Raw genomic sequence first — 24,744 nt, forward strand, 5'->3', positions numbered from 1 at the left:
GGCCACAGCGGCCGTTAATCCATGGCGCGGAGGGGAGGCGTCCGCGTATCCTTGCCTATCGTCATGCCCAGCAGCGCCTCGAAATCCCGTCCCAGCCTGCGCGAGCGCGTCTCCGCGCTGCGCACGGCCGATCAGCGCGCCCTGAACCGGCGCATGCGCGAGGCCCGCGACCTCGAGGGGCAGGCCCGCAGCGACGCCTACGCGAAGATCGAAGCGGACGTCGAGGCGAAGGAGGCCGCGCTCGCTGCCCGCGCCGCGGGAGTGCCGAAGATCGTCTACCCCGAAGAGCTGCCCGTATCGCAGCGCAAGGACGACATCCTCGAGGCGATCCGCGACAACCAGGTCGTCATCATCGCCGGCGAGACCGGTTCGGGCAAGACCACCCAGATCCCGAAGATCTGCCTCGAACTCGGCCGCGGCGTCCGGGGCATGATCGGGCACACGCAGCCGCGCCGCATCGCGGCCCGCGCAGTCGCCGAGCGCATCGCCGACGAGCTCGGCTCGCCGCTCGGCGAGGCCGTCGGCTGGAAGGTCCGCTTCACCGACCAGGTCTCCGACGCCAGCTACATCAAGCTGATGACCGACGGCATCCTGCTCACCGAGATCCAGCACGACCGGCTCCTGAGCGCCTACGACACGATCATCATCGACGAGGCCCACGAGCGCAGCCTCAACATCGACTTCATCCTCGGGTGCCTGCGCCAGATCCTCCCCAAGCGCCCGGACCTCAAGGTCATCGTCACCTCCGCGACCATCGACCCCGAGCGGTTCGCGAACCACTTCGGCAGCCCCGGCAGGCCCGCCCCGATCCTCGAGGTCTCCGGCCGCACCTACCCCGTCGAGATCCGCTACCGGCCCCTCCGCGACGAGGAGGGCGACGAGGACCGCGACCAGATCGACGGGATCCTCGACGCCGTCAACGAGCTCTCGCGCGAAGGCGACGGCGACATCCTCGTCTTCCTCTCCGGCGAGCAGGAGATCCGCGACACCGCGGACGCCCTCGAGAAGGCCAGGCTCCGCCACACCGAGATCCTGCCGCTGTACGCGCGGCTCTCGGCGCAGGAGCAGCACCGCGTGTTCTCCTCGCACACCGGCCGCCGGATCATCCTGTCCACCAACGTCGCCGAGACGTCCCTGACGGTGCCGGGCATCCGCTACGTGATCGACGCCGGGTACGCGCGCATCTCCCGCTACTCGGCCCGCACGAAGGTCCAGCGACTCCCGATCGAGCCGATCAGCCAGGCCAGCGCCAACCAGCGCGCCGGGCGCTGCGGCCGCGTCGCCGACGGCATCTGCATCCGCCTGTACTCCGAAGACGACTTCAACGCCCGCCCGGAGTTCACCGACGCCGAGATCCTCCGCACCAACCTCGCGTCCGTCATCCTCCAGATGACCGCCGCGAAGCTCGGCCGGGTCGAGACGTTCCCGTTCGTCGACGCCCCCGACTCGCGGAACATCAAGGACGGCATGGACCTCCTGGTCGAGCTCGGCGCCCTCGAGGACGTCCGGTCGGGGGAGCGGCGCCTGACGAAGGCCGGCCGCGACATCGCGCGCCTGCCGATCGACCCGCGCCTGGCCCGGATGATCCTCCAGGCCCGCGAAGAGGGCTGCGTGCACGCGGTCGCGGTCATCACCGCCGCCATGTCCATTCAGGACCCGAAGGAGCGGCCGGCCGACAAGCGGGCCCAGGCCGACCAGTCCCATGCGCGCTTCAACGACCCCGACTCCGACTTCTCGGCGTTCCTGAACCTGTGGCGCTACCTCGAGGACGAGCGGCGCTCGCGCTCCTCGAGCGCGTTCCGGCGCATGTGCAAGCAGGAGTACCTGCACTACCTGCGCATCCGCGAATGGCAGGACCTGGTCCGGCAGATCCTCGGGGTCCTCAAGAGCCTGAAGATCCCGATCGAGCCGGCCGGCACCACCCCCGACCCCAAGCGCGTCCACACCGCGCTCCTCGCCGGGCTGCTCTCGCACATCGGCGTCAAGGAGGCCGACACCCGCGAGTACCTCGGCGGCCGCAACGCCAAGTTCGCGATCTTCCCCGGCTCGGGGCTCGCCAAGAAGCAGCCGCGCTGGGTCGTCGCCGGCGAGCTGGTCGAGACCAGCCGCCTGTGGGGCCGCGTGTGCGCCAAGATCGAACCCGAGTGGGTCGAGCCGCTCGCGCAGCACCTCGTCAAGCGCACCTACTCCGAGCCGCACTGGTCCAAGAAGGCCGGCGCCGTGCTCGCGTTCGAGCGCGTCACGCTCTACGGCGTCCCGATCGTGGCCCGCCGCAAGGTCAACTTCGGACGCATCGACCCCGAGACGAGCCGGGAGCTGTTCATCCGGCACGCGCTCGTCCAGGGCGAGTGGGAGACCCACCACAAGTTCCTGGCGCGGAACCTCGCGAAGATCAGCGAGGTCGAGGAGCTCGAGAACCGGGTCCGGCAGCGGGGCCTCCTCGCCGACGAGCAGACCCTCTTCGACTTCTACGACGAGCGCCTCCCCGCCGGCATCGTCTCGGGCCGCCACTTCGACTCCTGGTGGAAGAAGGAGTCCGACAAGACGCTGCTCGACTTCGACGAAGCCCTGCTCCTCGGCGACCGCGCGGAGGCCGTCGCCGCCGACGCCTACCCCGAGGTGTGGACCTCCGAAGGCGCCGACCTCGACCTCGACTACGAGTTCGAGCCCGGTTCGGCCCGCGACGGCGTCACCGTCGCCGTGCCGCTCCCGGCCCTCCAGCAGCTCGACCAGGACGCCTTCACCTGGCAGGTCCCGGGACTGCGCGCCGAGTTCGCCGAGGCGCTCATCAAGAGCCTCCCGAAGTCGCTGCGCCGCAGCTTCGTCCCGGCCCCCGACTTCGCGAAGGCCGCCGTCGCCCGCATGGCCCCCGCCCCGGGCCGGCCCATGATGGCCGCGCTCGCCGACACCCTCAAGGCCATGACGAACGTCCACGTCCCCGAGGACGCCTTCGACCTCACGAAGGTCCCCGGGCACCTGCTCATGACGTTCCAGGTCAAGGACGAGGCCGGCGAGGTCCTCGCCGAGGGCAAGGAGCTCGGCGCGCTCCAGCGGCAGCTCGCCCCCAAGACGCAGGAGGCCGCGGCCGAGGCGTTCGACCTCGAGCGCACCGGGCTCACCTCCTGGGACTTCGACGAGCTGCCGAAACTCCACGAGACCCCGCGCAAGGGCTACACCGCGAAGGCGTACCCGGCGCTGACCGACGAGGGCGCGACCGTCGGGATCAAGGCGTTCCCGGACCCGGGCTCGCAGGCGGCGAACATGTGGGCGGGGACGCGTCGCCTGCTGCGCCTGAACTGCCCCGACCCGCACCTGAAGGAAGTCCTCACCCGCAACGAGCAGCTCGCGCTCGCCACGGGCCCGTACGCGAACGTCGACGCGCTCCTGGCCGACTGCGTCCGCACCGTCCTCGACAAGGTCCTCATCGAAGGCGGTGGCCCCGCCTGGGACCGCGCCGGATTCGAGGCGCTCCTCAAGCGCGCCCGCCCCGAGGTCGCCGGCGAGTCCGCCGCCGTGGCCCGCAAGGCCGCCGCGGTCCTCACCGCGGCCCGCGAGGCCGCGCGCCTGCTCGAAGGCAAGTTCGACTTCCGCCTGCTCGAAGCCATGAGCGACATGCGCCGCCAGCTCGAAGGGCTCGTGGGCGCCGACGGGTTCGTGGGCGCGACCGGCTGGTGGCGCCTGGACGACCTGCACCGCTACGTCGAGGGCATCGCCTACCGCGCCAAGCGCGTGGTCGCCGACGTCAACGGCGACAAGGGAAAGATGGACGTGATCCACTCCCTCGAAGCCGAACGCGACTCGCTCGCGCGCACCCGCCCCGCCGCGCTGCGCTCCGGCGAGGGCCGCGAAGTCCGCTGGATGCTCGAGGAGCTGCGCATCAGCTTCTTCGCGCAGCAGCTCGGCACCCGCTACCAGGTCTCCGAGAAGCGCATCAGGAAGCTCCTGCAGTCCCTCTGACCTCCGCTTGCGACAACTGTTCGCAGAACCGGCGCCCGATGTCGGACCCCGGGTGCATGATCGAGTTGCTACGACCCTCGCATGAGCGCGAAATACCGCGCTGGGGTGATGCCAATTGGGCGTCAATCTGACATCATGTGTGGTGGCCCATCTTCGACATCGGCCACCACGAAACCAAAGCCTTGAACCACTGCGAACGCTTCCCAAGGAGACGACGTGTCGCATCCCGGAACCACCACCGACTACGCCATAGAGACCGAGGGGATCACCAAGCACTTCGGCGACCTCGTGGCCGTCGACCGCATCGACCTGAACGCCCGCATCGGCACCGTGCTCGGCGTCCTCGGCCCCAACGGCGCCGGCAAGACCACCCTGGTCCGCATGCTCGCCACCCTCTCGCAGCCCACGGCCGGCACGGCCCGCGTCGGCGGCTACGACATCGTCCGCGACGCCCCCGAGGTCCGGTCCCTCATCGGGCTCACCGGCCAGTTCGCCGGCATCGACGAACTCCTCACCGGCGAGGAGAACCTCCGGTTCATCGGACGCCTCCTCGGCATGCCCACCCGGGACGCCAAGGCCCGCGCCCGCGAGCTCCTCGCCCAGTTCAACCTGTCCGACGCCGCCGACAAGGCCGCGAAGGCGTACTCCGGCGGCATGCGCCGCCGACTCGACCTCGCCGCCAGCCTCGTCGGCCGGCCCCGCATCCTCTTCCTCGACGAGCCCACCACCGGACTCGACCCCAGGGCCCGCGGAGAGCTCTGGGAACTCGTCCGCGGCCTCGTCGCCGACGGCACCACCGTCCTGCTCACCACCCAATACCTCGAAGAGGCCGACCAGCTCGCCCACGAGATCGCCGTCATCGACCACGGCAAGGTCATCGCCACCGGCACCCCGACCCAGCTCAAGGCCAAGATCGGCGGCCAGACCCTCCGCATCCAGCCCGAGGACCACGGCCGCCTCGACGACCTTCGCGCCCTCGTCACCGAGCGGTTCCCCGACCTCGACCCCGTCGTCTCGGCCGGCGCCGTCACCATCGGCGTCAACGACGACGGCATCATGCCGGGCCTCGCCGCCGAACTCCGCGACCGCGGCATCGCGCTGACCGATTTCCACCTCGGCCTCTCCAGCCTCGACGAGGTCTTCCTGACCCTCACCGGGCACCGCACCGAAGCCGACACCGACACCGACCAGACCGAGGAGGCCGCCCGATGACCGCCGCCACGATCGAAGCCCCCGCGCTCGGCCGCCCCGGCTTCGGCGCCACCGTCAGCCAGATCCTCTCCATGGCCTGGCGCCAGATGGTCCGCATCAAGCACAACCCGTTCGAACTCGTCGACCTGAGCCTCAGCCCGATCATGTTCCTGCTGCTGTTCGTCTACGTCTTCGGCGGCCAGATGGCCGGCTCCACAGCGGACTACCTCCAGTACGTCCTCGGCGGCCTCATCGCCCAGAACGCCATCTTCCTCACCATGTACACCGGCACCGGCATCAACGCCGACCTGCGCAAAGGCGTCTACGACCGCTTCCGGTCCCTCCCGATCGCCCGCTCCGCGCCGCTGGCCGGGAAGATCTTCGCCGACATGTTCAAGCAGGTCTGGTCGATCCTGATCATGGTCGGGCTCGGCCTGCTCATGGGCTTCGAGCTCCGCAGCATCGGCTACGCCGTCCTCGCGACCGTCGTGCTCGTCGTCTTCGCGCTGGCGATCTCGTGGGTCTCGGTGCTCATGGGGGTGGTCGCGGACTCCGAGGAGAAGGTCCAGATCTACGCCTTCGTGATCATCATGCCGCTGACGTTCACCTCCAGCGCGTTCGTCGACATCAACACCATGCCCGGCTTCATGCAGGCGTGGGCCAAGGTCAACCCGGTCACCCACCTCGCCGACGCCATGCGCGGCCTGCTGTCGGCCGGACCCATTGCCGAACCGCTCATGTGGACGTTCGCCTGGGCCGCGGTCATCCTCGCGGTCACCGCCCCGCTCGCGATGCGCGCCTACCGGCGAAAAATGGTCTGACCCTCGCGTGTCGCATCCGCTCACGTTCGTGGCGCTGGCGATCGAGCACGGGCTCACGATCGCCAGCGCCGGTGTCGGATTCGGCGCTTTCGACGGCGTTCGCTGGACGGACCCGACTCGGAGTTGAGGCGTTCACGACCGGTCTACGGTGCCGCCTTCGGCGCTCCAGGGCATCAGGCCGCGCTGGTGGTGCGTCGCCGGCGGCGCTCGTGCCCGCCTTCTAGTCGGCCACGGTGAAGCGGCCCCTGCGGTGCTCGGGCCGCTCCAGTTCGTCGATGACGGCTACGGCGAGGTCTTCGACGGAGATCCGCGAGACGCCGGCCGCATCGGTGATGAGCTCGTCGGTGCCCTTGCGGTACTTGCCGGTCCGCTTTCCGGGAGCGAGGATCGCGGGCGGGCTGAGGTAGGTCCAGTCGGCCTCGGCGTCCTCGACGCACCGGTGGTGCTGGGCGGCGCTGGCCTCGGCGGCCGCCCGCCATTCGTCGGAGACGTACCGGGGGTCGTCGAGAACCAGCCCGCCGCCGTCCGGCACTCGCAGTGTGGCGGCGCCGCCGACGATGAGCAGTCGGATGCCGGTCTTCGCGGCGCCTCTGAGGAGGGCGTCGGTGGCTTCGAGCTGCCGACCGCCGTCGGCGCGGACCGCGCTCACGGCTGCATCGTGGCCTTCGGTCAGTCGGATGACACTGTCGGGGTCGGCGGCGTCGCCGACGGCGACGGTGGCCCCTCGGGGCAGTTCGCGGTCGGGGGAGCGGACGACGGCGGTGACTCGGTGGCCTCGGCTGAGGGCCTCGGCGGCGGTGCGGTAGCCGACGCTGCCGGCGGCTCCGAAGACGATGATGCGCATGGTTCTCTCTGATCTTCAGGCGTGGACGAGGGTCTTGGGTTCGGCGGTCTCGACCGGCGGCAGCGGCTTCGGCTTGTTCTGGAGCTGGGCCAGCAGGGTGGCGCCGAGGGCGGCGGCGAAGCCGACGGTCTGGAGGACGGTGAACGTCTCGCCGGCGAGCAGCCAGCCGACGGTGGCGGCGGTGAGCGGCGAGAGCAGTCCGAGGAAGCTCAAGGGCACCACGGAGAGCCGGCCGATGCCGCGGAACCACAGCCAGTAGCCCAGGGCGGTGTTGACCAGGCCGAGGTAGAGGTATCCGAGGACGTTGGCGCCCGTCAGGGTCGGGATGCCGCCTTCGGCGAGGAACGCGAGCGGGGCGAGCATCAGGCCGCCGGCGGTGAGCTGCCAGCCGGCGAGGGCCGCGGGTCCGGTGCCTTCGGGCAGGCCCCACTTCTTGGTGAGGACCACGGCGGTCGCCATCGAGATCGCGCCGCCGACGCCGGCGAGGGCGCCGACCAGGTCGAGCCGCGCCTCGGCGGTGAGGACGACCATCGCGACGCCGGAGACGCCGGTGATGCCGAGCAGCCACGTCCGCAGCGGGACGGCGGTGTGCAGCACCAGGATCGTCAGTCCGGCGGTGACGAGCGGGCCGACCGCGCCGAGGACGGCGGCGACGCCGCCGGGCAGCCGGTACGTGGCCATGAACAGGAACGCGAAGAACACCGCGATGTTCAGCAGCCCGATGACACCGGCCTTCCACCACCACGAGCCCTTCGGGAGCCTTCGTGACAGGAGTACGAGCAGGAGGCCCGCAGGGAGCGCCCGGAGGAGCGCGGTGAGGAAGGGCCGGTCGGCCGGGAGGAACTCGGTGGTGACGAAGTAGGTGGTGCCCCACATGACCGGCGCGAGGGCGGTGAGGAGCAGGTCCTTGGTGCTGCGGTTCACGACGACTCCTTGAAGTAGCTTGTCACTGATTAGCTTACATCAGAGTAGCTTGAAGTCAAGATACTTGAGTCTGAGTAAGATGGCCGGCAGGTACTTTCGCGGTCGCACCGTAGGGGAGAATGTCGCCATGACCGAGGACACCGTCGACCGCATCATCGCGCAGTGGCGCCGCGAGATGCCCGAACTCGAGGGGCTGGAGTCGATGGCGCTCTTCGGGCGGATCCACCGGATCTCCCAGAAGCTCGGCGCCCGCCTCCACGAGCTGCGCGCGCGAAAAGGACTGGGGCGCAACGAGTTCGACGTCCTCGCGACGATCCGCCGCTCCGGCGAGCCGTACACGCTCTCGCCCAAGGAGATCAGCGCCGCCATGATGCTCAGCTCGGGCGGGCTCACCGGGCGGCTCGACAAGCTCGAGGCCGCCGGGTTCGTCGAGCGCCTGCCCGACCCCGGGGACCGCCGCGGCCTGAAGGTCCGCATGACCGACCTCGGCCGGGAGGTCATCGAGGACTCGGTCCGCATCGGGATCGAGGCGCAGGAGGAGGCCCTGTCCGTCCTCACCCGCGAGGAGCAGGCGCGGCTCAACGAGCTGCTGCGCAAGCTCCACGCCGGCTTCGAGGACCAGCCCTTCGACTAGGACCGGCCGCTAGTTGCCGGTGAGGTCGACGCTGTAGTCGAAGAAGTCGTAGACGACGACCGGCGGCGGGAGCGTCCGCGCCGGCTCCGGCTGCGGCGCGGGCTCCGGAGGCGGCGGCGTCAGCTCCTTCCAGCGCGCGATCGCGGTCCGCATGGTGCCGGGCGGGAACGGCCCGTGCTCGGCCGCCTCGTCCTCGGTCAGGAACCCCTGGGCGACCTCGGCGCAGAGCCGCGCGACCTCGGCCAGGTCCCGCGCCTGCGACCGGGCCCACCAGTAGTCGCCCGGCTCGCCGTGGCCGGGCACGACGATCCGCGGCTTCCAGCTCAGCAGGTACTCGACCGCCTGCGGCCACTCGATCGGGAACGCCGAGTCGTACGAGGGCGGCGCGCCCTGCTCCAGCAGGTCCCCTGCGAACAGCACGCCCGCGTCGGGGACCTCCACGACCATGTCGTTGTCGCTGTGCGCGGGCCCGACCTGCCGCAGGACCACGGTCCGGCCGCCGAGGTCGAGCCCGACCGCCCCCTGGACGCGGCAGTTCGGCGGCACCAGCCGCGAGGCCGCGATCCGCCGGGCGTCCTGCTCGCGCCCGTCGAGCCGGTACTTCGCGGCCCACTTCCGGCGCTGCTCGTCGCCGAAGCGCACGTAGTGCGCCCCGTCGGCGACCGCCCAGACGGCCGACTCGCCGAACGCCGCGGTGCCGAACCAGTGGTCGAAGTGGTCGTGCGTGTAGGCCACCTGCCACGGCAGGTCGGTCAGTTCGCGGATCGCGGTCGCGTACGCGAACCCCGCGTCCGCGCTGACGCCGGTGTCGAGCACCAGGCAGCTCTCGTCGCCGACGACCAGGCCCAGGGACTGGTCGAGCTCCTCCAGCCGCCGCACCCACACCCGGTCGGCCACTTCGATCCAACGGTCGTTCATGTCCGCAATGGTATGCGGGCGGCTCCCGGGGCCCGATGCCGGAAGCGACGGGCCTCGCTCGGGGGAGGGGGCGCCGCCGACCGTCCCGAAGGGCCGTTCTACCTTCGGTTCGGATCATTTCCGATTCGTTCGCGCGGTCGATGCAACCGTTCGAAATGCGGGTCGTAATATGGCTCTGGTCCTGATTTCTCCCCAGTTCAGGACACGGATTGATCACGGAAAGACCCAGTTGTCGGGGGTTTCGCACGTGTTAGTTTCGGGGGTGATACGAACCCCTCTCGTGTACGAAGGAGTACCACCCTTATGCACCTCAGTCGTCGTGGCCTGCTGTACGGATCGGCGGGCGCTGCAGCGGTGTCGCTCGCCGGATGCGGAGTCGGCGGTGAAGAGGAACGCAACCTGACCGGCTTCACCGGCATCTCGATGCCCACGGACACGTCCGAGCGCTGGGTGATCGAGGGCCAGGCGCTGGAGGAGAACCTCACGAACCTCGGCTACGAGGTCATCCACCAGAACGCCAAGGACGTCGTCGAGGACCAGATCGCGCAGATCCAGTCGATGGTCGCCGAGGGCGTGGAGTTCCTCGTCATCGCCGCGATCGACAACAAGTCCCTCGGCCAGGTCCTCGCCGACGCCAAGGACCAGGGCGTCACGATCATCGCCTACGACCGCCTCATCCTCGAGACGCCCGACGTCGACTACTACGCCTCGTTCAACAACTACCAGGTCGGCGTCCTCCAGGCCACGCACATCATCGAGCGGCTCGGCATGCGCGACAACCCGGGCCCGTTCAACATCGAGCTGTTCTCGGGCGACCTGGGCGACAACAACTCCCAGTACTTCTTCATGGGAGGCCTCGACACCTTCGAGAGCTTCATCTACGAAGGCCGCGTCCACGTCCCCTCGGGCCAGACCGAGCAGGAGCCGACCGCGACCCAGGGCTGGAGCGGCGACGTCGCCCAGGCCCGCATGACCCAGCTCCTCGAGGACTACTACTCCGACGACCTCGAAATCCACGCCGTCCTCTCGCCCTACGACGGCATCAGCCGCGGCGTGGTCGCGGCCCTGGTCGAAGCCGGCTACGAACCCGGGGCCGACGACTTCCCGGTCGTCACCGGGCAGGACGCCGAGGCCGCGTCGGTCAAGGCCATCAAGGACGGCACCGGCCAGACCGAGACCGTCTTCAAGGACACCCGCCAGCTCGCCTCCACCGTCACCGGGATGGTCCAGGCCATCGTCGAAGGCGGCGAACCGGAGGTCAACGACCTCGGCACCTACGACAACGGCTTCAAGTTCGTGCCCTCGCTCCTGCTCGACCCGGTCGACGTGACCGCCGAGAACTACCAGGAGGTCATCGTCGAGAGCGAGTACCTCACCGAAGAGCAGATCGACGCCGGAGAGGCGTAGCCGACCCGTCGCGCGACGGCCGCGGCCGGTTCGACCCGATCCGCCGGGACTGCGCACGGCGCTGCGAATCCCATGCGTCGCACCGGGTGACGGCAGTCCCGTTACGAGATCGTTATGCGACCCTTCTTCGGGTCGCGGCGTGTCTCATTTGGTACGGTGCCCGGGCCGGTCGGACTAACCCCCCGATCGCCGGCGCCCCCCTAATCCCCCCAACCCAACAGTCATCTACTTAGGAGAGACATGAACCGTACCCTCAAGCGGGTGCTCGGACTGGCCGGCAGCGCCGTCCTGGGCCTCGCCGGAGCGGTCACCTTCGCCTCCGCAGCCCAGGCCCACCACGTCGAGTTCGAGGGCACCGCCGTCTGCGTCGACGAGAGCACCTGGACCGTGACCTGGGAAGCCACCGACTGGGAAGGCAAGCCCGCCGACATCGGCGCCGGCTTCATCGAGTCCTACTCGGTCAACGCCGGCGAACTGACCGGCGACCTCGCCGTCCCCAACGCGGTCCTCCCCGAGTTCGGCGCCTCCCCGATCACCGGCGTCCAGACCCTGAGCACCGACGAGACGTCCGCGACCCTCACCCTGAACGCGGCCTGGCCGAACGGCCAGAAGAACACCGGTTCCTCCACTGTTTCCCAGCCCGAAGGCGGCTGCGCCGAGGAGCCCGAGGAGCCCGAGCCCTCGTACGAGTACGGCGGCTTCTACGAGTGCACCAGCGTCTACGCCTGGGGCGAGAACTACTCCGAGGACGCGCTGGCCGAGTTCACCTTCGTGTCGAGCGACGGCGAAGAGATCTCCGGCACCCCTGAGGTCGGCGACTGGATCGACTACACCTTCTTCGTCCAGGACTTCGAGGCCGGCCTCTCGGTCGACATCCTCGTCGACGGCGAGCTGGTGGACACGATCACCTGGGAGCCCAACGAGCTCTGCGCGTACATCTCGGTCGAGAACGACTGCGACAGCCTGACCTTCACGCTGTCCTCCCCTGAGGACGGCGAGGACGCGTACTTCGAGGTGTGGACCAACCTCACCGAGGACGAGTGGACCTTCGACCTCGCCCCGGGCGAGTCCGAGACCATCGACATCCCCGGCCAGGAGGGCCTCCAGGTCTACTACTACATCGAGACCCAGAAGGACGCCATCACGGGCGAGGTCCGCTGGACCCCGTGCCCGCCGGAGACCCCCAGCGAGTCGCCTTCGCCGAAGCCCGAGCTGCCCAAGACCGGTAGCTCGCTGACGATCATGGTCTCCTCCGCCGCCGCGCTCATCGTGGCCGCGGGCGTGATCTTCTTCCTGATGCGTCGCCGCCGCGCCGCGCAGGACTGGTAGCCGAACCCTGAGGGGTACGGACTCCAGTAGAGCTGAATAGGTGAGGGCCGCGCAGCGCGAGCTGCGCGGCCCTTCGGCGTGTCAGGCCACCCCCGCGAGCCGCAGCAGTGCGGTCGTGCCCGCCGCGGCGACGACGACGAGCGCGAGCGGCGCCTTCCGCCACGCCAGGACGCCGCCGACGAGGACGCCGGCGGGGAGCGCCCAGCCGGCCCAGGCGCCGTCGACGAGGACCGCCGAGGTCGCCACGAGCGCCGCGAGCACGACGGTGGCGCTGCGCCGCAGGATCGTCTCGACCCGGTCGGTGACCTCGACCCGGCCGCGCAGGAACGGGCCCGAGAGCCGGATCAGGAACGTGCCGACCGCGAGCGCGGCCACTTCGAGCCAGCTCACCGCTGCGCCTCTTCCGGTTCCTTCGGCGGCCAGGCGAAGGCGAGCCCGGCCAGGGCGAGCAGCACCGGGAGGCCTCCGGTCAGGAACGGGCTGGTCGCGAGGGCGATCGCCGCGCCGACGGCGCAGGCGAGCAATGTGGACCGGTCCCGCAGCGCGGGCAGGACGAGCGCGAGGATGATCGCGGGGAGGGCCGCGTCGAGCCCGAACGCCTCGGGCGAGGCGATCTGCCTCCCTGCGGCGATGCCGGCGAGGTTGCCGGCGATCCACGCGATCGCGTTCCCGGCCCCGGTGGTCCAGTAGGCGATCTTGGCGCGCCGCAGGTCGTCGCCTTCGGCGAGCGCGAACGCGGTGGTCGTGTCGAGCAGGTTCTGGGTCCCGAGCAGCCGGGTCCACCAGCGGTCCCAGTACAGGTGCCCGACCGACAGGCCGTAGGGGACGTGCCTGAGGTTGAGCACGAGGCCGGTGGCGACGACGGCGAGCGGCCCGCCTCCGGAGGCGGCGACGCCGAGGGCGGCGAACTGGGCGGTGCCGGCGTAGACGAGGACCGACACGGCCATCGTCGTCCACCACTGGAGGCCCTGCGCGGTCGCGAGCGCCCCGAACGAGGCGCCCGCGACGGCGATCCCGACGCTGTAGGCGATCGTGTCGCGCAGGAGGTCGCGGCCGACGAGACCGGTGAGCCGAGCGAACATCGGCGCGGGGTACCCGGCGCGCGCGGCCTCAACCGGTCGTTCGCGGTGCGGGTCAGTCGATCCCGGCGAGGCGGAGCAGGGCGGTCGTCGCAGCCGCGGCGACCACGACGAGCGCGAGCGGCGCCCGGCGCCAGGCGAGGACGCCGCCGACGAGGACGCCGGCGGGGAGCGCCCAGCCGGCCCAGGCGCCGTCGACGACGATCGCCGAGGTGGCGACCAGGGCCAGGAGCACGACGGTGGCCCCGGCCTTGAGGACCGCTTCGGCGTGCGCCGAGAGGCTGATGCGCTCGCGCAGCAGCGGCCCGGAGAGCCGGATCAGGAACGTCCCCGCGGCGAGCACGAGGATCGCGATGAGCATCTTCACGCCGCCTCCTCCTTCGGTGCCGCGCCCTTCCACATGACGACCAGGCCGACGAGGGCCAGCAGCACCGGCAGGCCCGCGGGCAGGAGGAAACTCGCGGCGAGGGCGACGGCGGTCCCCAGGAGGCCCGCTGCGAGCGTCCGCCGGTCCTTGAGGCTCGGCATGACGAGGGCGAGCAGGATCGCCGGGAGCGCGGCGTCCAGGCCCAGGACGGCGGGGTCGGCGATGAGCTGCCCGGCGAACGCGCCGATGACGGTGCCGGCGTTCCAGACCAGGAAGAGGCTGATCGCGACGGTCCAGTACGTGTGCCTGGCCTTGCGGGCGTCGTCGCCGGCGGCGAGGGCGAACGCCGTCGACTGGTCGGTGAGCAGATGGGTGCCGATGATCTTGGCGCGCAGGCTGGTCCAGTAGACGCCGCCGACGGCCATGCCGTAGGGGACGTGCCGCAGGTTGAGGATCAGGCCGGCCGCGACGCCCGCGACGAGGCCGCCCCCGGCGGTCATGATCCCCATCGTCGCGAACTGCGAGGCGCCCGCGAACACGAACACGGACATCGCCGTCGACTGCCACCACGGGACGCCTTGCGCGGAGGCGATGGCGCCGAAGGAGAGGCCGACGATGAAGATCCCCGCGGCGAGCGCGGCGATGTCGCGCAGCAGCGCCCGGTCGAGGTGCTTGAAGGCTGGAGGCACCGCACGAGTATGACGCGGACCCGCGGGCCTGAACAAACGCTCAAGGGCGCGGCCGCCGCGTTCGCGGGCTCGCGAGAGCCCTGGCGAACACGGCGGCCGCGCCCTCGGACGCGCGGTCTCACCGGGCGGTCGGACCCGGTGGGACGGCTCGCACCTGGAGGCTGCGCCTTCGGTGCTCCTCGTCGCCCCTGGCCGGGCCGCGCGGTCGGTCCTCCTCGCTACACCTCGTAGTACAGGTCGAACTCGTGCGGGGTCGGGCGGAGGCGGATCGGGTCGATCTCGTTCTCGCGCTTGTACTGGATCCAGGTCTCGATCAGGTCGGGGGTGAACACCCCGCCCTCGGTGAGGAAGTCGTGGTCGGCCTCGAGGTTGTCGAGCACCCTGTCGAGCGAGCCGGGGACCTGCTCGATGTCGCCGTACTCGTCCGGGCCGAGCTCGTACAGGTCCTTGTCGACCGGCGCCGGCGGTTCGATCTTGTTCTTGACGCCGTCGAGGCCGGCCATGAGCATGGCCGAGAACGCCAGGTACGGGTTGCTCGACGGGTCCGGCACGCGGAACTCGACGCGCTTGGCCTTGGCGTTGGAGCCGGTGACCGGGATGCGGGTGCAGGCGGAGCGGTTGCGCTGCGAGTACACCAGGTTCACGGGGGCCTCGAAGCCCGGCACGAGGCGGCGGTAGGAGTTCACGGACGGGTTGGTGAACGCCAGCAGGCTCGGGGCGTGCTTGAGCAGGCCGCCGATGTAGTGGCGCGCGGTGTCCGACAGGCCCGCGTAGCCGGTCTCGTCGTAGAACAGCGGCTCGCCGTTCGCCCACAGCGACTGGTGGGTGTGCATGCCCGAGCCGTTGTCGCCGAACAGCGGCTTCGGCATGAACGTGACGGTCTTGCCGGCCTGGGTGGCGGTGTTCTTGATGATGTACTTGAACTTCTGGACGTCGTCGCCGGAGTGCAGCAGCGTCGAGAAGCGGTAGTTGATCTCGGACTGGCCCGCGGTGCCGACCTCGTGGTGGGCCCGCTCGATGGTCAGGCCGGCCTCGATGAGGTTGGTGACCATGCGGTCGCGCAGGTCCGCGAAGTGGTCGACCGGTCCGACCGGGAAGTACCCGCCCTTGTGGCGCGGCTTGTAGCCGAGGTTGGCGCCGTTCTCCTCGGCGCCGGTGTTCCAGGCGCCCTCGACCGACCCGATGTGGTAGTAGCCCTCGTGGGCGTTCTGGTCGAACCGGATCGAGTCGAAGATGTAGAACTCGGCCTCGGCCCCGAAGTACGCGGTGTCGGCGATGCCGGAGCCGGCCAGGTACTGCTCGGCCTTCTTCGCGATGTTGCGGGGGTCGCGGCTGTAGGCCTCGCGGGTGAAGGGGTCGTGGATGAAGAAGTTCAGGGCGAGCGTCTTCTGCTCGCGGAAGGGGTCGATGAAGGCGGTGGCCACGTCCGGGAGGAGCAGCATGTCCGATTCGTGGATCTGCTGGAAGCCGCGGATCGACGATCCGTCGAACGCCAGGCCCTCCTCGAGGAGGTCGTTGTCGAAGGACTCGGCCGGGATGTTGAAGTGCTGCATGACGCCGGGCAGGTCGCAGAAGCGGACGTCGATGAACTTCACGTCGTTGTCGCGGACGTAGCCGAGGAGCTCTTCAGGGCTGGAGAACACGAAGGTATTCCTCTCGGTAGGTGAGGTGCCGGGAGGACCGTGGCGCGGCCCCGCCCAGCGGGTCCCGGATCGTCGAAAACCCGACCCGGTCGGGCCGACCTCGCTGTCGACGCCTTAGCTTATTAGGCGAAACGCTAACCGCGATCAATTGCCTCACCGTAAATCAATTGTTTCGCCCGTGTTACTTGCAAGATGCGTGCCTGTTCACAACCGATTGAATTCACTGCTCACGAAGGTGAGGACGGCGCCTCCGCGAACGCGCCGTACACTCGCGCCATGACGAGCGACCGCCGCGCGAACACCCCCGAGGCCACCGGCTCCGGCCAGGACCTCGCCCCACTCAGCGCGCGGTTCGTCGCGCTGGTCATCGACTGGTCGGCCTGCGTGCTCCTGGCGTACGGGCTCCAGTGGGCCGGGGTGCTCGGTCCCGACCCGTTCGGCCTCAACCTGGCGATCGCCCTGCTGTTCCTGGTCTACTACGCCTGCTGCCTGGCCGCGGGCACGCAGAGCCTCGGCATGGCGCTGATGCGGATCGCCTGCGTGTCGGCCCGCGACGGCGGCCGGCTCGGGCCGGTCCCGTCGCTCGTCCGGGCGGTCCTGCTCTCGCTCATGGTCCCGGCGCTGACGGCGTTCTTCCACCCCTACAACCGCGGCCTCCACGACCTCGCCGCCCGCTCGGTCATGCTGAGGGTCCCCGGGAAGTAGGCGCTACCCGCGCTGGATCCACCTGACGAGGATCGGCGACGGCACCGGGTAGGCGCCTTCGCGCCGCACCCGGTCGGCGACCTCCTGGTCGGAGGACACGACGATCACGGGCCGGCCCTCGGGCTCGACCCGGGCCAGCTCGACCACGACGTCGTCGGCGATCTGGCCCTTGGCGCTGAACAGCACCCGCACGCCCCGGGCCGACGGCTTCGCGCCGAAGATCGCGTCGGCGCCGTCGAACACCACCGTGATCTCGGCGTTCGTCTGCGCCGCGACCGCGCCCAGGCCCTGCACGAGCCGGTTGCGCTGCTGCTCGAGCGTGAGCGTCTCGCCCCACGCCGCGATGGTGACGTTGTAGCCGTCCACGATGAGGTGCGGGTTCGGCATCCCCAGGAGGTGGTCGAGGCGCTGCGGGTCGGTCTGCTCCAGGCCGCGCGAGCCCTCGAACGCCCGCTCCTCGGGGTCGTCGCAGTACTCCTCGGCGATGTAGTCGGCGGGCCGGTCGTCGACCGGTTCGAGACCGAGCTCGCGGCGCAGCCCGGTGGCCGCGCCGGTGAGGGTCTCCATGAGCAGCCACAGCCGCGCCGACGCGAGCCGCTCGTGTTCGCGGTCGGCCTTGCGGGCCCGGTCGAGCCGGCCCCGCAGCGACTCCACTTCGGACTCCAGGCGGCGCCGCTCGGACCGCCGCTCGGCATCGGCGTGCCGGAGCCGGCCCTTCTCGGCGGCGAGGTCCCCGGCGGTCTTCGCGGCCCGCTCCTCGGCCTCCTTGAGGTCGCGGCGGGCCCGCCGCAGCTCCTCCTGGAGCGCCGCGGCGGCCGCGCGCTGGTCGGCGAGGGCGCCGCGGAGCTTCCCGTTCTCCTTCTCCAAGGCCGCCAGGCGCTTTCGGCTCGCCTCGTCGGGGCCGGCCGGCGCCTGCGGCGGCTCGGGGGCCTCGGGGATCGCGTCGACGGCGGAGGCGATCAGGTCGCGCCAGCCGTCCGGGCGGATGAGGTAGGTGAGCGCGGCGACCTCGACCGGGTCGGCCATCGGCGACACCGCGTCACCGGCGGCGATGGCCTTGACCAGCGGCGAGTCGGTGGAGGCGAGCACGTCGGCGAGCCCGGACCGGAACGGCTCGTCCCGGTCGAGGGCCGCCGCGAGGTCGCCTTTGGCGAGTTTGGCGCGCTTGGACGGGGAGAACTTGAGGAATCGGCGCAGCCGGGCCGGGACCCGTCCCGGCGGCAGCCCCGACATGGCGACCGCGGCGACCTCGACGGCCCTGCGCCGCACCGGTTCGGTGAGGAACACCATCGGGCCGGGGTCGGATTGTTCGGAGGGGTCCCCCTCGGTCGAGCCGTCGCCGCCGGCCTCCCCGGAGGCGTGCGCCTCCGGACGGCCGGCGTCGGGCCCTGCGCCGCTGGTCTCGTCGCCGCTGCTCATGTGCACCAGTGTGCCATCGCAGTCACACCCCGGGTCTGCCGACCGCTGCTCTTCACTCCCCGGTCATCCGGGAACGCCTCGCCCGTGCGCCCGCCGTGGCAGACTGGTTCGATCATCAAGGGGGTCATGATGAGCCGAACACTGCTGGTGACCAACGACTTCCCGCCCCGCCGGGGCGGCATCCAGACCTTCGTGCACGGGATGGCGCTGCGCCTGCCCTCCGACGACCTGGTCGTCTACACCTCGACGTCGCCCGGCTGGGCCGAGTTCGACGCCGCCCAGCCGTTCACGGTCGTCCGCGACCGCACCTCCATGCTCCTCCCCACGCCCCGCGTCGCCCGCGCCGTCACGGCCCTCGCCCTCGAGCACCGCTGCGACCGGGTCTGGTTCGGCGCGGCCGCCCCGCTCGGCCTCCTCGCCGCAGAGCTGAAGCAGCGCACCGGCATCGAGCGCGCGATCGCCCTCACCCACGGGCACGAGGTCGGCTGGGCCGCGATGCCCGGCACCCGGGGCCTGCTGCGCCGGATCGCCGCCTCGCTCGACGTCATGACCTACCTCGGCGACTACACGTACCGGCGCATCGCGCCCGTCGCCGCCCCCTACACGCGCCTCGAGCAGCTCACCTTCGGCATCGACACCGAGACGTTCCACCCGGGCGTCGACGGGACGCCCGTGCGCGCCCGCCACGGCCTCGGCGACCTCCCGGTCATCGTGTGCGTCTCGCGCCTGGTGCCCCGCAAGGGCCAGGACATGCTCATCGCCGCCCTCCCGCACGTGCGCGAGCAGGTGGGGAAGGACGTGCGGCTCCTCATCGTCGGCCAGGGCCCCTACGAGGCGCGGCTGCGCGCCGACGCCCGCCGCCACGGCGTGGAGGACAAGGTGGTGTTCACCGGCGGCGTCCCCGAGCACGAGCTGGCCGCGCACTTCGCGGCCGGGAACGTCTTCGCGATGCCCTGCCGGACCCGCCGCCGCGGCCTCGACGTGGAGGGCCTCGGCGCGGTGTTCCTGGAGGCCGCCGCCTGCGGCCTCCCGGTGATCGCCGGGGACTCCGGCGGCGCCCCCGACACGGTCCTGCACGACCGGTCCGGATGGGTCGTCGACGGCCGCGACCTCGGCGAGATCGCCTACCGCCTCACCCAGGTCCTCGCCGACCCGGCGCTCGCGCGCCGGCTCGGCACGGCCAGCCGCGAGTGGGCCCTCGGCGAGTGGACCTGGGAGCGGCAGGCCGAGCGCCTCGAGGGCATGCTCTACGGCGAGACCGTCTGAGCCTCGGCGGCGCCGTCCCGGTACGGACCGCTAGAACTTCGGCTGGTCGGGGGCTTCGAGCAGACCGAGCTTCAGGGCCGTCATGAGCGCCTGCGCGCGGTTGCCGGCGCCGAGCTTCTCGTACAGCTTCGAGATGTGGGTCTTCGCCGTGGACTCGGAGACGTAGAGCTGCTTGGCGATCCCGGCGACCGAGAGGCCGTCGGCGAGGAGCTTCAGGACCTGCGACTCGCGCGGGGAGAGCTGCGGCCCGGTCGGGGTGAGGCGCCGCTGCATCGCCTCGGCGAGGTCGGCGGCGCTGAACGCGGTCGGGTTCGCGGCGGCGTGGCGCGCCGCGGAGACGACGTCGTTCGCGGGGGCCGACTTCGGCACGAACGCCGAGGCGCCCGCGTCGAGCGCGCCGAAGAGCTGGTCGTCGCCGGCGTACATCGTCAGCACCACGATCCCCATGTTCGGGTGGGCCTTGCGGAGCTTGCGGGTCGCGTCGAGACCGGAGCCGTCGGGCAGGCGCAGGTCCATGATCACCACGGACGGCATGAGGGACGCGGCCTGGCGGAGGGCGTCGGCCGCGGTGTCGGCCTCGCCGACCACCTCGAACTCGGGGTCGCGGTCGAAGGCATGCCGGAGGCCCTTGCGGATCAGATCGTGGTCGTCGACGATCAGGACGGTCGTCTGACCGGTCGTCTCCAGCGCGTCAGCGTTCATGCGTGCTCTCTCCTCATTGGCGCCCACGGCCACCACCGTGGTCAGGCCGTCGGGCCGGCTGTTCAGTTCTGGCGCGGTCGGCGGCCGCCCAGGCCTCCGACCCGGGGCGGAGCGTCTCGGCCCTCGGGGTGGGCCGGGCGCCCGCGTTGAGCACCACCGCGACGGTCGTCCCGTGCGGCTGGTGCGGTCGGATCTCCAGCGAGCCGCGGATGCGCTCGGCCCGCTCGCTCATGATCGCCAGGCCGTACCGCCCCTCGGACGCCTCGCCCGAGAGCCCCTGGCCGTCGTCGGTCACCTCGATGCGGGTGTAAGGCGGGTCGACCTCACACGTCACCCACAGGTTCTCGGCCCTGGCGTGCTTGCGGGCGTTCGTGATCGCCTCCTGTGCGATCCGCAGCAGCTCGGCTTCGGTGCTCGCGGGCAGCCGCGCTCCGCCTTCGTCCAGGGACAAGTGGACCCGCAGTCCGGCGGAGGCGCCCACAGTACGAGCATAGTCCGCGATCGCGGACGCCAGTCCACCCTGACGGTCGACGTTCGAACGCAGCTCGAACAGGGAGAACCGCAGCTCGGTGACGAGCCGCGTCACCTCCGAGCGCAGGTCCTCGAGCTCGCCCTTGGCCTCCCCGGCCTCGGGCGGGAGGATCGCCATGGCGTTGTCGATGCCGTAGCCGAGCATCGCCAGCTCCTGGGCGATGCCGTCGTGGATCTCGCGCGCGAGGCGCTGGCGCTCCTCGGTGGTCGCCATGGACCTGACGTCCTCGAACAGCAGCGCGGTCTCCAGTCGCAGGGCGGCGCCCTTGGTGCGGTCTTCGGCGGCGGTGATGGCCTCGGGCCCGAACGCGGCGGGGTCGTCGGACTCGATCGCGACGAGCCCGACGGTGCGGCCCTCGGCGACCAGCGGGATCACGAGTGACGCGACGGGACCCTGCGTGGAGCGCGACAGCGGGACCTGCCCGGCCTGGGGCTTCTGCCCGGCCCAGGCGTCGGCGAGGAGCGAGTTGAGCTGCGGCGAGGTCTCCCAGTCGACGCGCTCGTCGGCGTGCTCGGCGAGGACGACCAGGCGCCGCCCGGAGGCGGCCGAGAGGACGGCGGCGCGTTCGACGCCGGGGATGCGCGCGGCGGTGTCGACGATCTCGGTGGCGATCCCGCCCGGGTCCAGCGTGGACCCCGGGAGCTGCCTGGCGACGACGCGGAGCTGCGTGAGCAGGGCCGCGGCCTCGGCGTACGGGAGCTGCGAGTGGTGCATGTCGGAGGACCGGGACCGGCGCAGCCACCAGGCGCCGACCGCCGAGGCGAGGCCGAACGCGAGGGCGACGGCTGCGGTGGAGACGTAGGTGCCGCGGTTGAACTCGGCGACGCGGGGCGCCTGGGCGATCAGCCCGACCGCCGCCAGGGCGACGAGGGCGGGCGGGCCCCAGGTGCGCAGCCAGGCGCCGCGGTCGCCGTCCTCGCGGTCGTCGGAGGGCGGCGCCGCGGCGTCGAACGCGGCGGCCGCGAACGGCGCGATCAGGTACGGGAGCATCCAGGCGGGGAGCCCGCCGGTGGCGAGGGTGCCGAGGACGACGACGGCGACCTCGGCGAGCCGCCCGGCGGGCGCGAGGAGCCGGTGCCGGGGGAGGACCACGCCGGGGAGCGCGGCCAGGGCGAGGATCCCGCACCAGGTCGCGGCTTCGGCGAGGCCGACCGTGGCCCAGCCGAAGACCGCGACGAGTGCGAACAGGGCCCCTCGCAGCGCTACGGCGGGCAGTCGCCACTGGCGCTCCAGCACCGCCTCTTCGCCCACAGGGCCCCCTCGCCGACTAGCTCTTCTGCCGCGCTTCCTCGTACAGCGCATTGACCTCGCTTGAGTATTTTTCCATGACGACGTGTCGTTTGACCTTGACCGAGGGAGTGATTTCCCCGGCGTCCTCGCTCAATTCGACCGGAATGACCCGGAATCGCTTGATCTGCTCTGCTTTGGAGACCGTCGCATTGGCCTCGTCGACCTTCTCCTGGAGCTCGGCCAGGAGCTCCGGATCGCCGGTGAGGTCGGCGATCGGGGTCGCCGGGTCCTTGCCGTGACGCGAGAGCCAGTCGGGGAGGATGTCGCCGTCGATCGAGATCAGGCACCCGATGTAGGGCCGGCCCTCGCCCACGACCAGCGCGTACGCGATCAGCGGGTGGGAGTCGAGGATCTTCTCCAGCGGCCCGGGGGCGACGTTCTTGCCGCCGGCGGTGACGATGATGTCCTTCTTGCGGCCGGTGATCGTCACGTACCCGTCGTCGTCGATCTCGGCGATGTCACCGGTCTTGAACCAGCCGTCGGCGTCGAGGACCTCGGCGGTCGCGGCGTCGTTGTTCCAGTAGCCGGGGAAGACCTGGAGGCCCTTGGCCTCGAGCTCGCCGTCGTCGGCCACGCGCAGCGCGGTGCCGGGGATGGGCCGGCCGATGGAGCCGACCTTGATCGCGGTCTCGAGGTTCAGCGAGAGCACCGGCGAGGTCTCGGTGAGCCCGTAGCCCTCGAAGATGGTGATGCCGACGCCGCGGAAGAAGTGGCCCAGCTCGGGGCCGAGCGCGGCGCCGCCGGAGACCGCGGTCGTGCACTCGCCGCCGACCGCGGCGCGGATCTTCTTGTAGACCAGCACGTCCCACAGCTTGTGCCGCAGCTTCAGGCCCAGGCCCGGCCCGCCGGGCTTGTCGAGGGCGCGGCTGTACTCCTTCGCGCAGGCCGCGGCCTTCTCGAACAGGTGGCCCTTGCCGCCGTCGACGGCCTTCTGGTACGCCCCGGCGTAGACCTTCTCGAACACGCGGGGGATCGCCAGCAGCGTCGTGGGCTTGACGACCGGCATGATCGCGGTCAGCTTGGTGCGGTCGGCGTGCGCGATGGTCGTGCGCGACTCCATCCCCGCGATCTGCAGGATCCGGGCGAGCACGTGCGCGAGGGAGAGGAACAGCAGCATCCGGGCGCCGTCGTAGAGGACGCCGGGGACCTCGGGGATGATGTTGCGGATGTCGGCCAGCAGGTTCCGGTGCGTCAGCATGCAGCCCTTGGGGCGGCCGGTGGTGCCGGAGGTGTAGACGATCGTGGCCAGGTCCTCGGCACGGCGGGAGGTGCGGCGCTCCTCGATGTCCACGTCGGCGCCCTCGCCGAGCGCGTTCAGGGCGTCCAGGCCGCCGGCGTCCAGGGTCCACACGTGCTTGACCTGGGTCCCGAGGCCCTCGATCATCGCGGTCATCTCGGGCGTCTCGGCGATCACCGCGGTCGCGCCGGAGTCCTCCAGGATCCATTTCGCCTGGTCGGCCGAGGACGTCTCGTAGATCGTCACGGTCACCGCCCCCGCGGCCCAGATCGCGTAGTCCAGCAGGGTCCACTCGTACCTGGTGGCGGACATGATGGCCACGCGGTCGCCGGGCTGCACGCCCGCCGCGGCCAGGCCCTTCGCCGCCGCGACCACCTCGTCCCGGAACTGCACCGAGGTGACGTCGTGCCAGGTCGCGCCCTCGTCGAACGAGCGCATGTACAGGATGGAGGCGGGGTGGTTCTCGGCCGCGTCCCACAGCGCGGTGAGGGTGTTGTCTTCGTCGGGCACTGTCACCACAGGGGGGACGGCGAACTCGCGCATTAATGGCTCCGTTCAACGCGCCGTGGTTACGGCGTTGTAAAGAAGGCGGTCGACACGTATTGGGCACAACTTACCGGTGAGTTAACTCACTTGGCAAGTCAGGTTGAATTCCGATGCTAGAGCAACGGGAACGAGTTCGAAAGTCGCTGCGGTGATACCTTCGCCGAAGGGGATGGAACAGCCGATTTCCTCGGGAATTAATCGTGCCGTAAAGTCTGTCGGTGGCCCGCAGCGTCGCGTGGCAGCCATCGCCTCAATTCCGTGAACCGCTGGAGGGACAGCTGTGAGTCTGACTATCGGAGTCGACATCGGGGGCACCAAAGTCGGCGGCGGGCTCGTCGACGAGAACGGCAACGTCCTCGGCACGGCCCGGCGTCCCACTCCCGCCGACGACCAGGCCGGCGTCATCCAGGCGGTCAAAGAGGTCGTCGACGAGCTGCGCGCGGGCCACGAGATCGAAGCGGTCGGCATCGGCGCCGCCGGCTGGATCTCCTCCGACCGTTCCACGGTCATGCTGGCCCCCAACGTCTCCTGGAAGAACGAGCCCCTCCGCGACAAGGTCACCGCGGTCATCGACCTCCCGGTCGTGGTCGAGAACGACGCGAACGTCGCCATCTGGGGCGAGCACCGCTTCGGCGCCGCCAAGGCCCACCGCTCCTCCGTGCTCTACACGATCGGCACCGGCGTCGGCGGCGGCATCGTCGTCAAGGACAACCTCCTCCGCGGCACCCACGGCGTGGCCGCCGAGATCGGCCACATCCGCTCGGTCATGCCCGGCGGCCGCGAATGCGGGTGCGGGCGCACCGGCTGCCTCGAGCAGTACGCCTCCGGCCGGGCCCTGACCCGCGCCGCCCGCGACGGCGCCGCCGAGACCCCCGCCAAGGCCCCCGTCCTCCTCAAGCTCGCCGGCGGCGACCCCGACGCGATCACCGGCCGCCAGGTCACCGAGGCCGCCCGCGAGGGCGACGAGGTCGCCCTGGCCGCGTTCGACTCGATCGGCTTCTACCTCGGCAACTCCGCCGCCGACATGGTCAACCTCATCGACCCCGGCGTCATCCTCATCGCCGGCGGCGTCGTCGACGCCGGCGACCTGCTCCTCGACCCCATCCGCAGGCACTACACGGAGGCGCTGGCGAACCGGGCCCTCGTCCCGGTCGCCGAGGTCCGCGCGGCCGAGCTCGGCTCGAAGGCCGGCGTCATCGGCGCGGCCGACCTCGCCCGCCACCGCGACATCGTCCCCTAGCGGT

At 71.0% G+C, this 24,744-nt stretch carries 21 protein-coding genes; 9 read left to right on the forward strand and 12 right to left on the reverse strand.

The features are described 5' to 3' along the window. The first annotated feature begins 63 nt into the window (after window positions 1-63). The 3 genes from hrpA (at window position 64) to GFD30_RS01895 (ending at window position 5,969) form a co-directional block, all read left to right on the forward strand. A complete protein-coding gene (gene hrpA, locus GFD30_RS01885) occupies window positions 64-3,957 on the forward strand; it encodes an ATP-dependent RNA helicase HrpA (RefSeq protein WP_153023543.1) in 3,894 nt (1,297 codons plus the stop codon). 216 nt (window positions 3,958-4,173) lie between these two features. Next, window positions 4,174-5,169, forward strand: a complete 996-nt coding sequence (locus GFD30_RS01890) for an ATP-binding cassette domain-containing protein (protein ID WP_322632837.1) — start codon at window positions 4,174-4,176, stop codon at window positions 5,167-5,169. After that, window positions 5,166-5,969: an ABC transporter permease gene (locus GFD30_RS01895; RefSeq protein WP_153023544.1), complete on the forward strand. Its 804-nt coding sequence runs from the start codon at window positions 5,166-5,168 to the stop codon at window positions 5,967-5,969. Before GFD30_RS01890 ends, GFD30_RS01895 begins: the two co-directional genes overlap by 4 nt. A 220-nt stretch (window positions 5,970-6,189) precedes the next feature. Here the strand turns inward: GFD30_RS01895 and GFD30_RS01900 are convergent, their stop codons facing one another. Next, window positions 6,190-6,813 carry an NAD(P)-dependent oxidoreductase gene (locus GFD30_RS01900; protein ID WP_153023545.1) on the reverse strand — a complete coding sequence of 208 codons (624 nt, stop codon included), beginning with the start codon at window positions 6,811-6,813 and terminating at the stop codon, window positions 6,190-6,192. Window positions 6,814-6,828: 15 nt separating this feature from the next. Further along, window positions 6,829-7,737: an EamA family transporter gene (locus tag GFD30_RS01905; RefSeq protein WP_322632838.1), complete on the reverse strand. Its 909-nt coding sequence runs from the start codon at window positions 7,735-7,737 to the stop codon at window positions 6,829-6,831. Window positions 7,738-7,864: 127 nt separating this feature from the next. Here GFD30_RS01905 and GFD30_RS01910 point away from each other — a divergent pair, with 127 nt between their 5' ends. Further along, window positions 7,865-8,371, forward strand: a complete 507-nt coding sequence (locus tag GFD30_RS01910) for a MarR family winged helix-turn-helix transcriptional regulator (RefSeq protein ID WP_153023546.1) — start codon at window positions 7,865-7,867, stop codon at window positions 8,369-8,371. 9 nt (window positions 8,372-8,380) lie between these two features. Here the strand turns inward: GFD30_RS01910 and GFD30_RS01915 are convergent, their stop codons facing one another. Beyond that, window positions 8,381-9,289: an MBL fold metallo-hydrolase gene (locus GFD30_RS01915; RefSeq protein WP_153023547.1), complete on the reverse strand. Its 909-nt coding sequence runs from the start codon at window positions 9,287-9,289 to the stop codon at window positions 8,381-8,383. A 303-nt stretch (window positions 9,290-9,592) separates the two neighbouring features. Here GFD30_RS01915 and GFD30_RS01920 point away from each other — a divergent pair, with 303 nt between their 5' ends. After that, complete coding sequence (locus GFD30_RS01920) at window positions 9,593-10,696, forward strand: substrate-binding domain-containing protein (RefSeq protein ID WP_153023548.1); 1,104 nt, start codon at window positions 9,593-9,595, stop codon at window positions 10,694-10,696. 240 nt (window positions 10,697-10,936) lie between these two features. After that, a complete protein-coding gene (locus tag GFD30_RS01925; protein ID WP_153023549.1) occupies window positions 10,937-12,025 on the forward strand; it encodes an LPXTG cell wall anchor domain-containing protein in 1,089 nt (362 codons plus the stop codon). A gap of 81 nt (window positions 12,026-12,106) precedes the next feature. Here GFD30_RS01925 and GFD30_RS01930 read toward each other — a convergent pair whose 3' ends face one another. From GFD30_RS01930 to glnA, 5 genes are all read right to left on the reverse strand, one after another. Further along, window positions 12,107-12,415: an AzlD domain-containing protein gene (locus GFD30_RS01930; RefSeq protein ID WP_322632839.1), complete on the reverse strand. Its 309-nt coding sequence runs from the start codon at window positions 12,413-12,415 to the stop codon at window positions 12,107-12,109. Beyond that, on the reverse strand, window positions 12,412-13,107 hold the full coding sequence (locus tag GFD30_RS01935; protein WP_153023550.1) for an AzlC family ABC transporter permease: 696 nt from the start codon (window positions 13,105-13,107) through the stop codon (window positions 12,412-12,414). Before GFD30_RS01935 ends, GFD30_RS01930 begins: the two co-directional genes overlap by 4 nt. A gap of 52 nt (window positions 13,108-13,159) precedes the next feature. Beyond that, the gene (locus GFD30_RS01940; RefSeq protein ID WP_153023764.1) at window positions 13,160-13,465 is read right to left on the reverse strand and encodes an AzlD domain-containing protein; all 306 of its coding nucleotides are present in this window, start codon (window positions 13,463-13,465) and stop codon (window positions 13,160-13,162) included. Between the two features lie 2 nt (window positions 13,466-13,467). After that, window positions 13,468-14,160 (reverse strand): AzlC family ABC transporter permease, encoded by a 693-nt coding sequence (locus GFD30_RS01945; protein ID WP_322632840.1) that lies wholly within the window; start codon window positions 14,158-14,160, stop codon window positions 13,468-13,470. Between the two features lie 218 nt (window positions 14,161-14,378). Continuing rightward, entirely contained in the window at window positions 14,379-15,803 is a 1,425-nt protein-coding gene (glnA, locus tag GFD30_RS01950; protein WP_322632841.1) for a type I glutamate--ammonia ligase, read from the reverse strand. 276 nt (window positions 15,804-16,079) lie between these two features. Between glnA and GFD30_RS01955 the strand changes: the two genes are divergently transcribed. Further along, window positions 16,080-16,508: an RDD family protein gene (locus GFD30_RS01955; RefSeq protein ID WP_194201815.1), complete on the forward strand. Its 429-nt coding sequence runs from the start codon at window positions 16,080-16,082 to the stop codon at window positions 16,506-16,508. A gap of 3 nt (window positions 16,509-16,511) precedes the next feature. Here the strand turns inward: GFD30_RS01955 and GFD30_RS01960 are convergent, their stop codons facing one another. Next, on the reverse strand, window positions 16,512-17,927 hold the full coding sequence (locus tag GFD30_RS01960) for an NYN domain-containing protein (RefSeq protein ID WP_153023553.1): 1,416 nt from the start codon (window positions 17,925-17,927) through the stop codon (window positions 16,512-16,514). Window positions 17,928-18,056: 129 nt separating this feature from the next. Here GFD30_RS01960 and GFD30_RS01965 point away from each other — a divergent pair, with 129 nt between their 5' ends. Beyond that, a complete protein-coding gene (locus GFD30_RS01965; RefSeq protein ID WP_153023554.1) occupies window positions 18,057-19,193 on the forward strand; it encodes a glycosyltransferase family 4 protein in 1,137 nt (378 codons plus the stop codon). Between the two features lie 30 nt (window positions 19,194-19,223). On the opposite strand, the gene GFD30_RS01970 is transcribed toward GFD30_RS01965, so the two are convergent. From GFD30_RS01970 to GFD30_RS01980, 3 genes are read right to left on the reverse strand one after another with little or no spacing between them, the layout of a single operon-like run. Then, the gene (locus GFD30_RS01970; protein ID WP_091043822.1) at window positions 19,224-19,895 is read right to left on the reverse strand and encodes a response regulator transcription factor; all 672 of its coding nucleotides are present in this window, start codon (window positions 19,893-19,895) and stop codon (window positions 19,224-19,226) included. Between the two features lie 13 nt (window positions 19,896-19,908). Then, entirely contained in the window at window positions 19,909-21,678 is a 1,770-nt protein-coding gene (locus tag GFD30_RS01975) for a GAF domain-containing sensor histidine kinase (protein WP_322632842.1), read from the reverse strand. A 16-nt stretch (window positions 21,679-21,694) separates the two neighbouring features. Continuing rightward, window positions 21,695-23,497 (reverse strand): AMP-dependent synthetase/ligase, encoded by a 1,803-nt coding sequence (locus tag GFD30_RS01980; RefSeq protein ID WP_153023556.1) that lies wholly within the window; start codon window positions 23,495-23,497, stop codon window positions 21,695-21,697. A 283-nt stretch (window positions 23,498-23,780) separates the two neighbouring features. On the opposite strand from GFD30_RS01980, the gene GFD30_RS01985 reads away from it, so the two are divergent. After that, on the forward strand, window positions 23,781-24,740 hold the full coding sequence (locus GFD30_RS01985; protein ID WP_322632843.1) for an ROK family glucokinase: 960 nt from the start codon (window positions 23,781-23,783) through the stop codon (window positions 24,738-24,740). The last annotated feature ends 4 nt before the right edge of the window (window positions 24,741-24,744 follow it).

Origin of the sequence: Glycomyces albidus, assembly GCF_009451885.1 — a bacterium.
Taxonomy (GTDB): Bacteria; Actinomycetota; Actinomycetes; order Mycobacteriales; family Micromonosporaceae; genus Glycomyces; species Glycomyces albidus.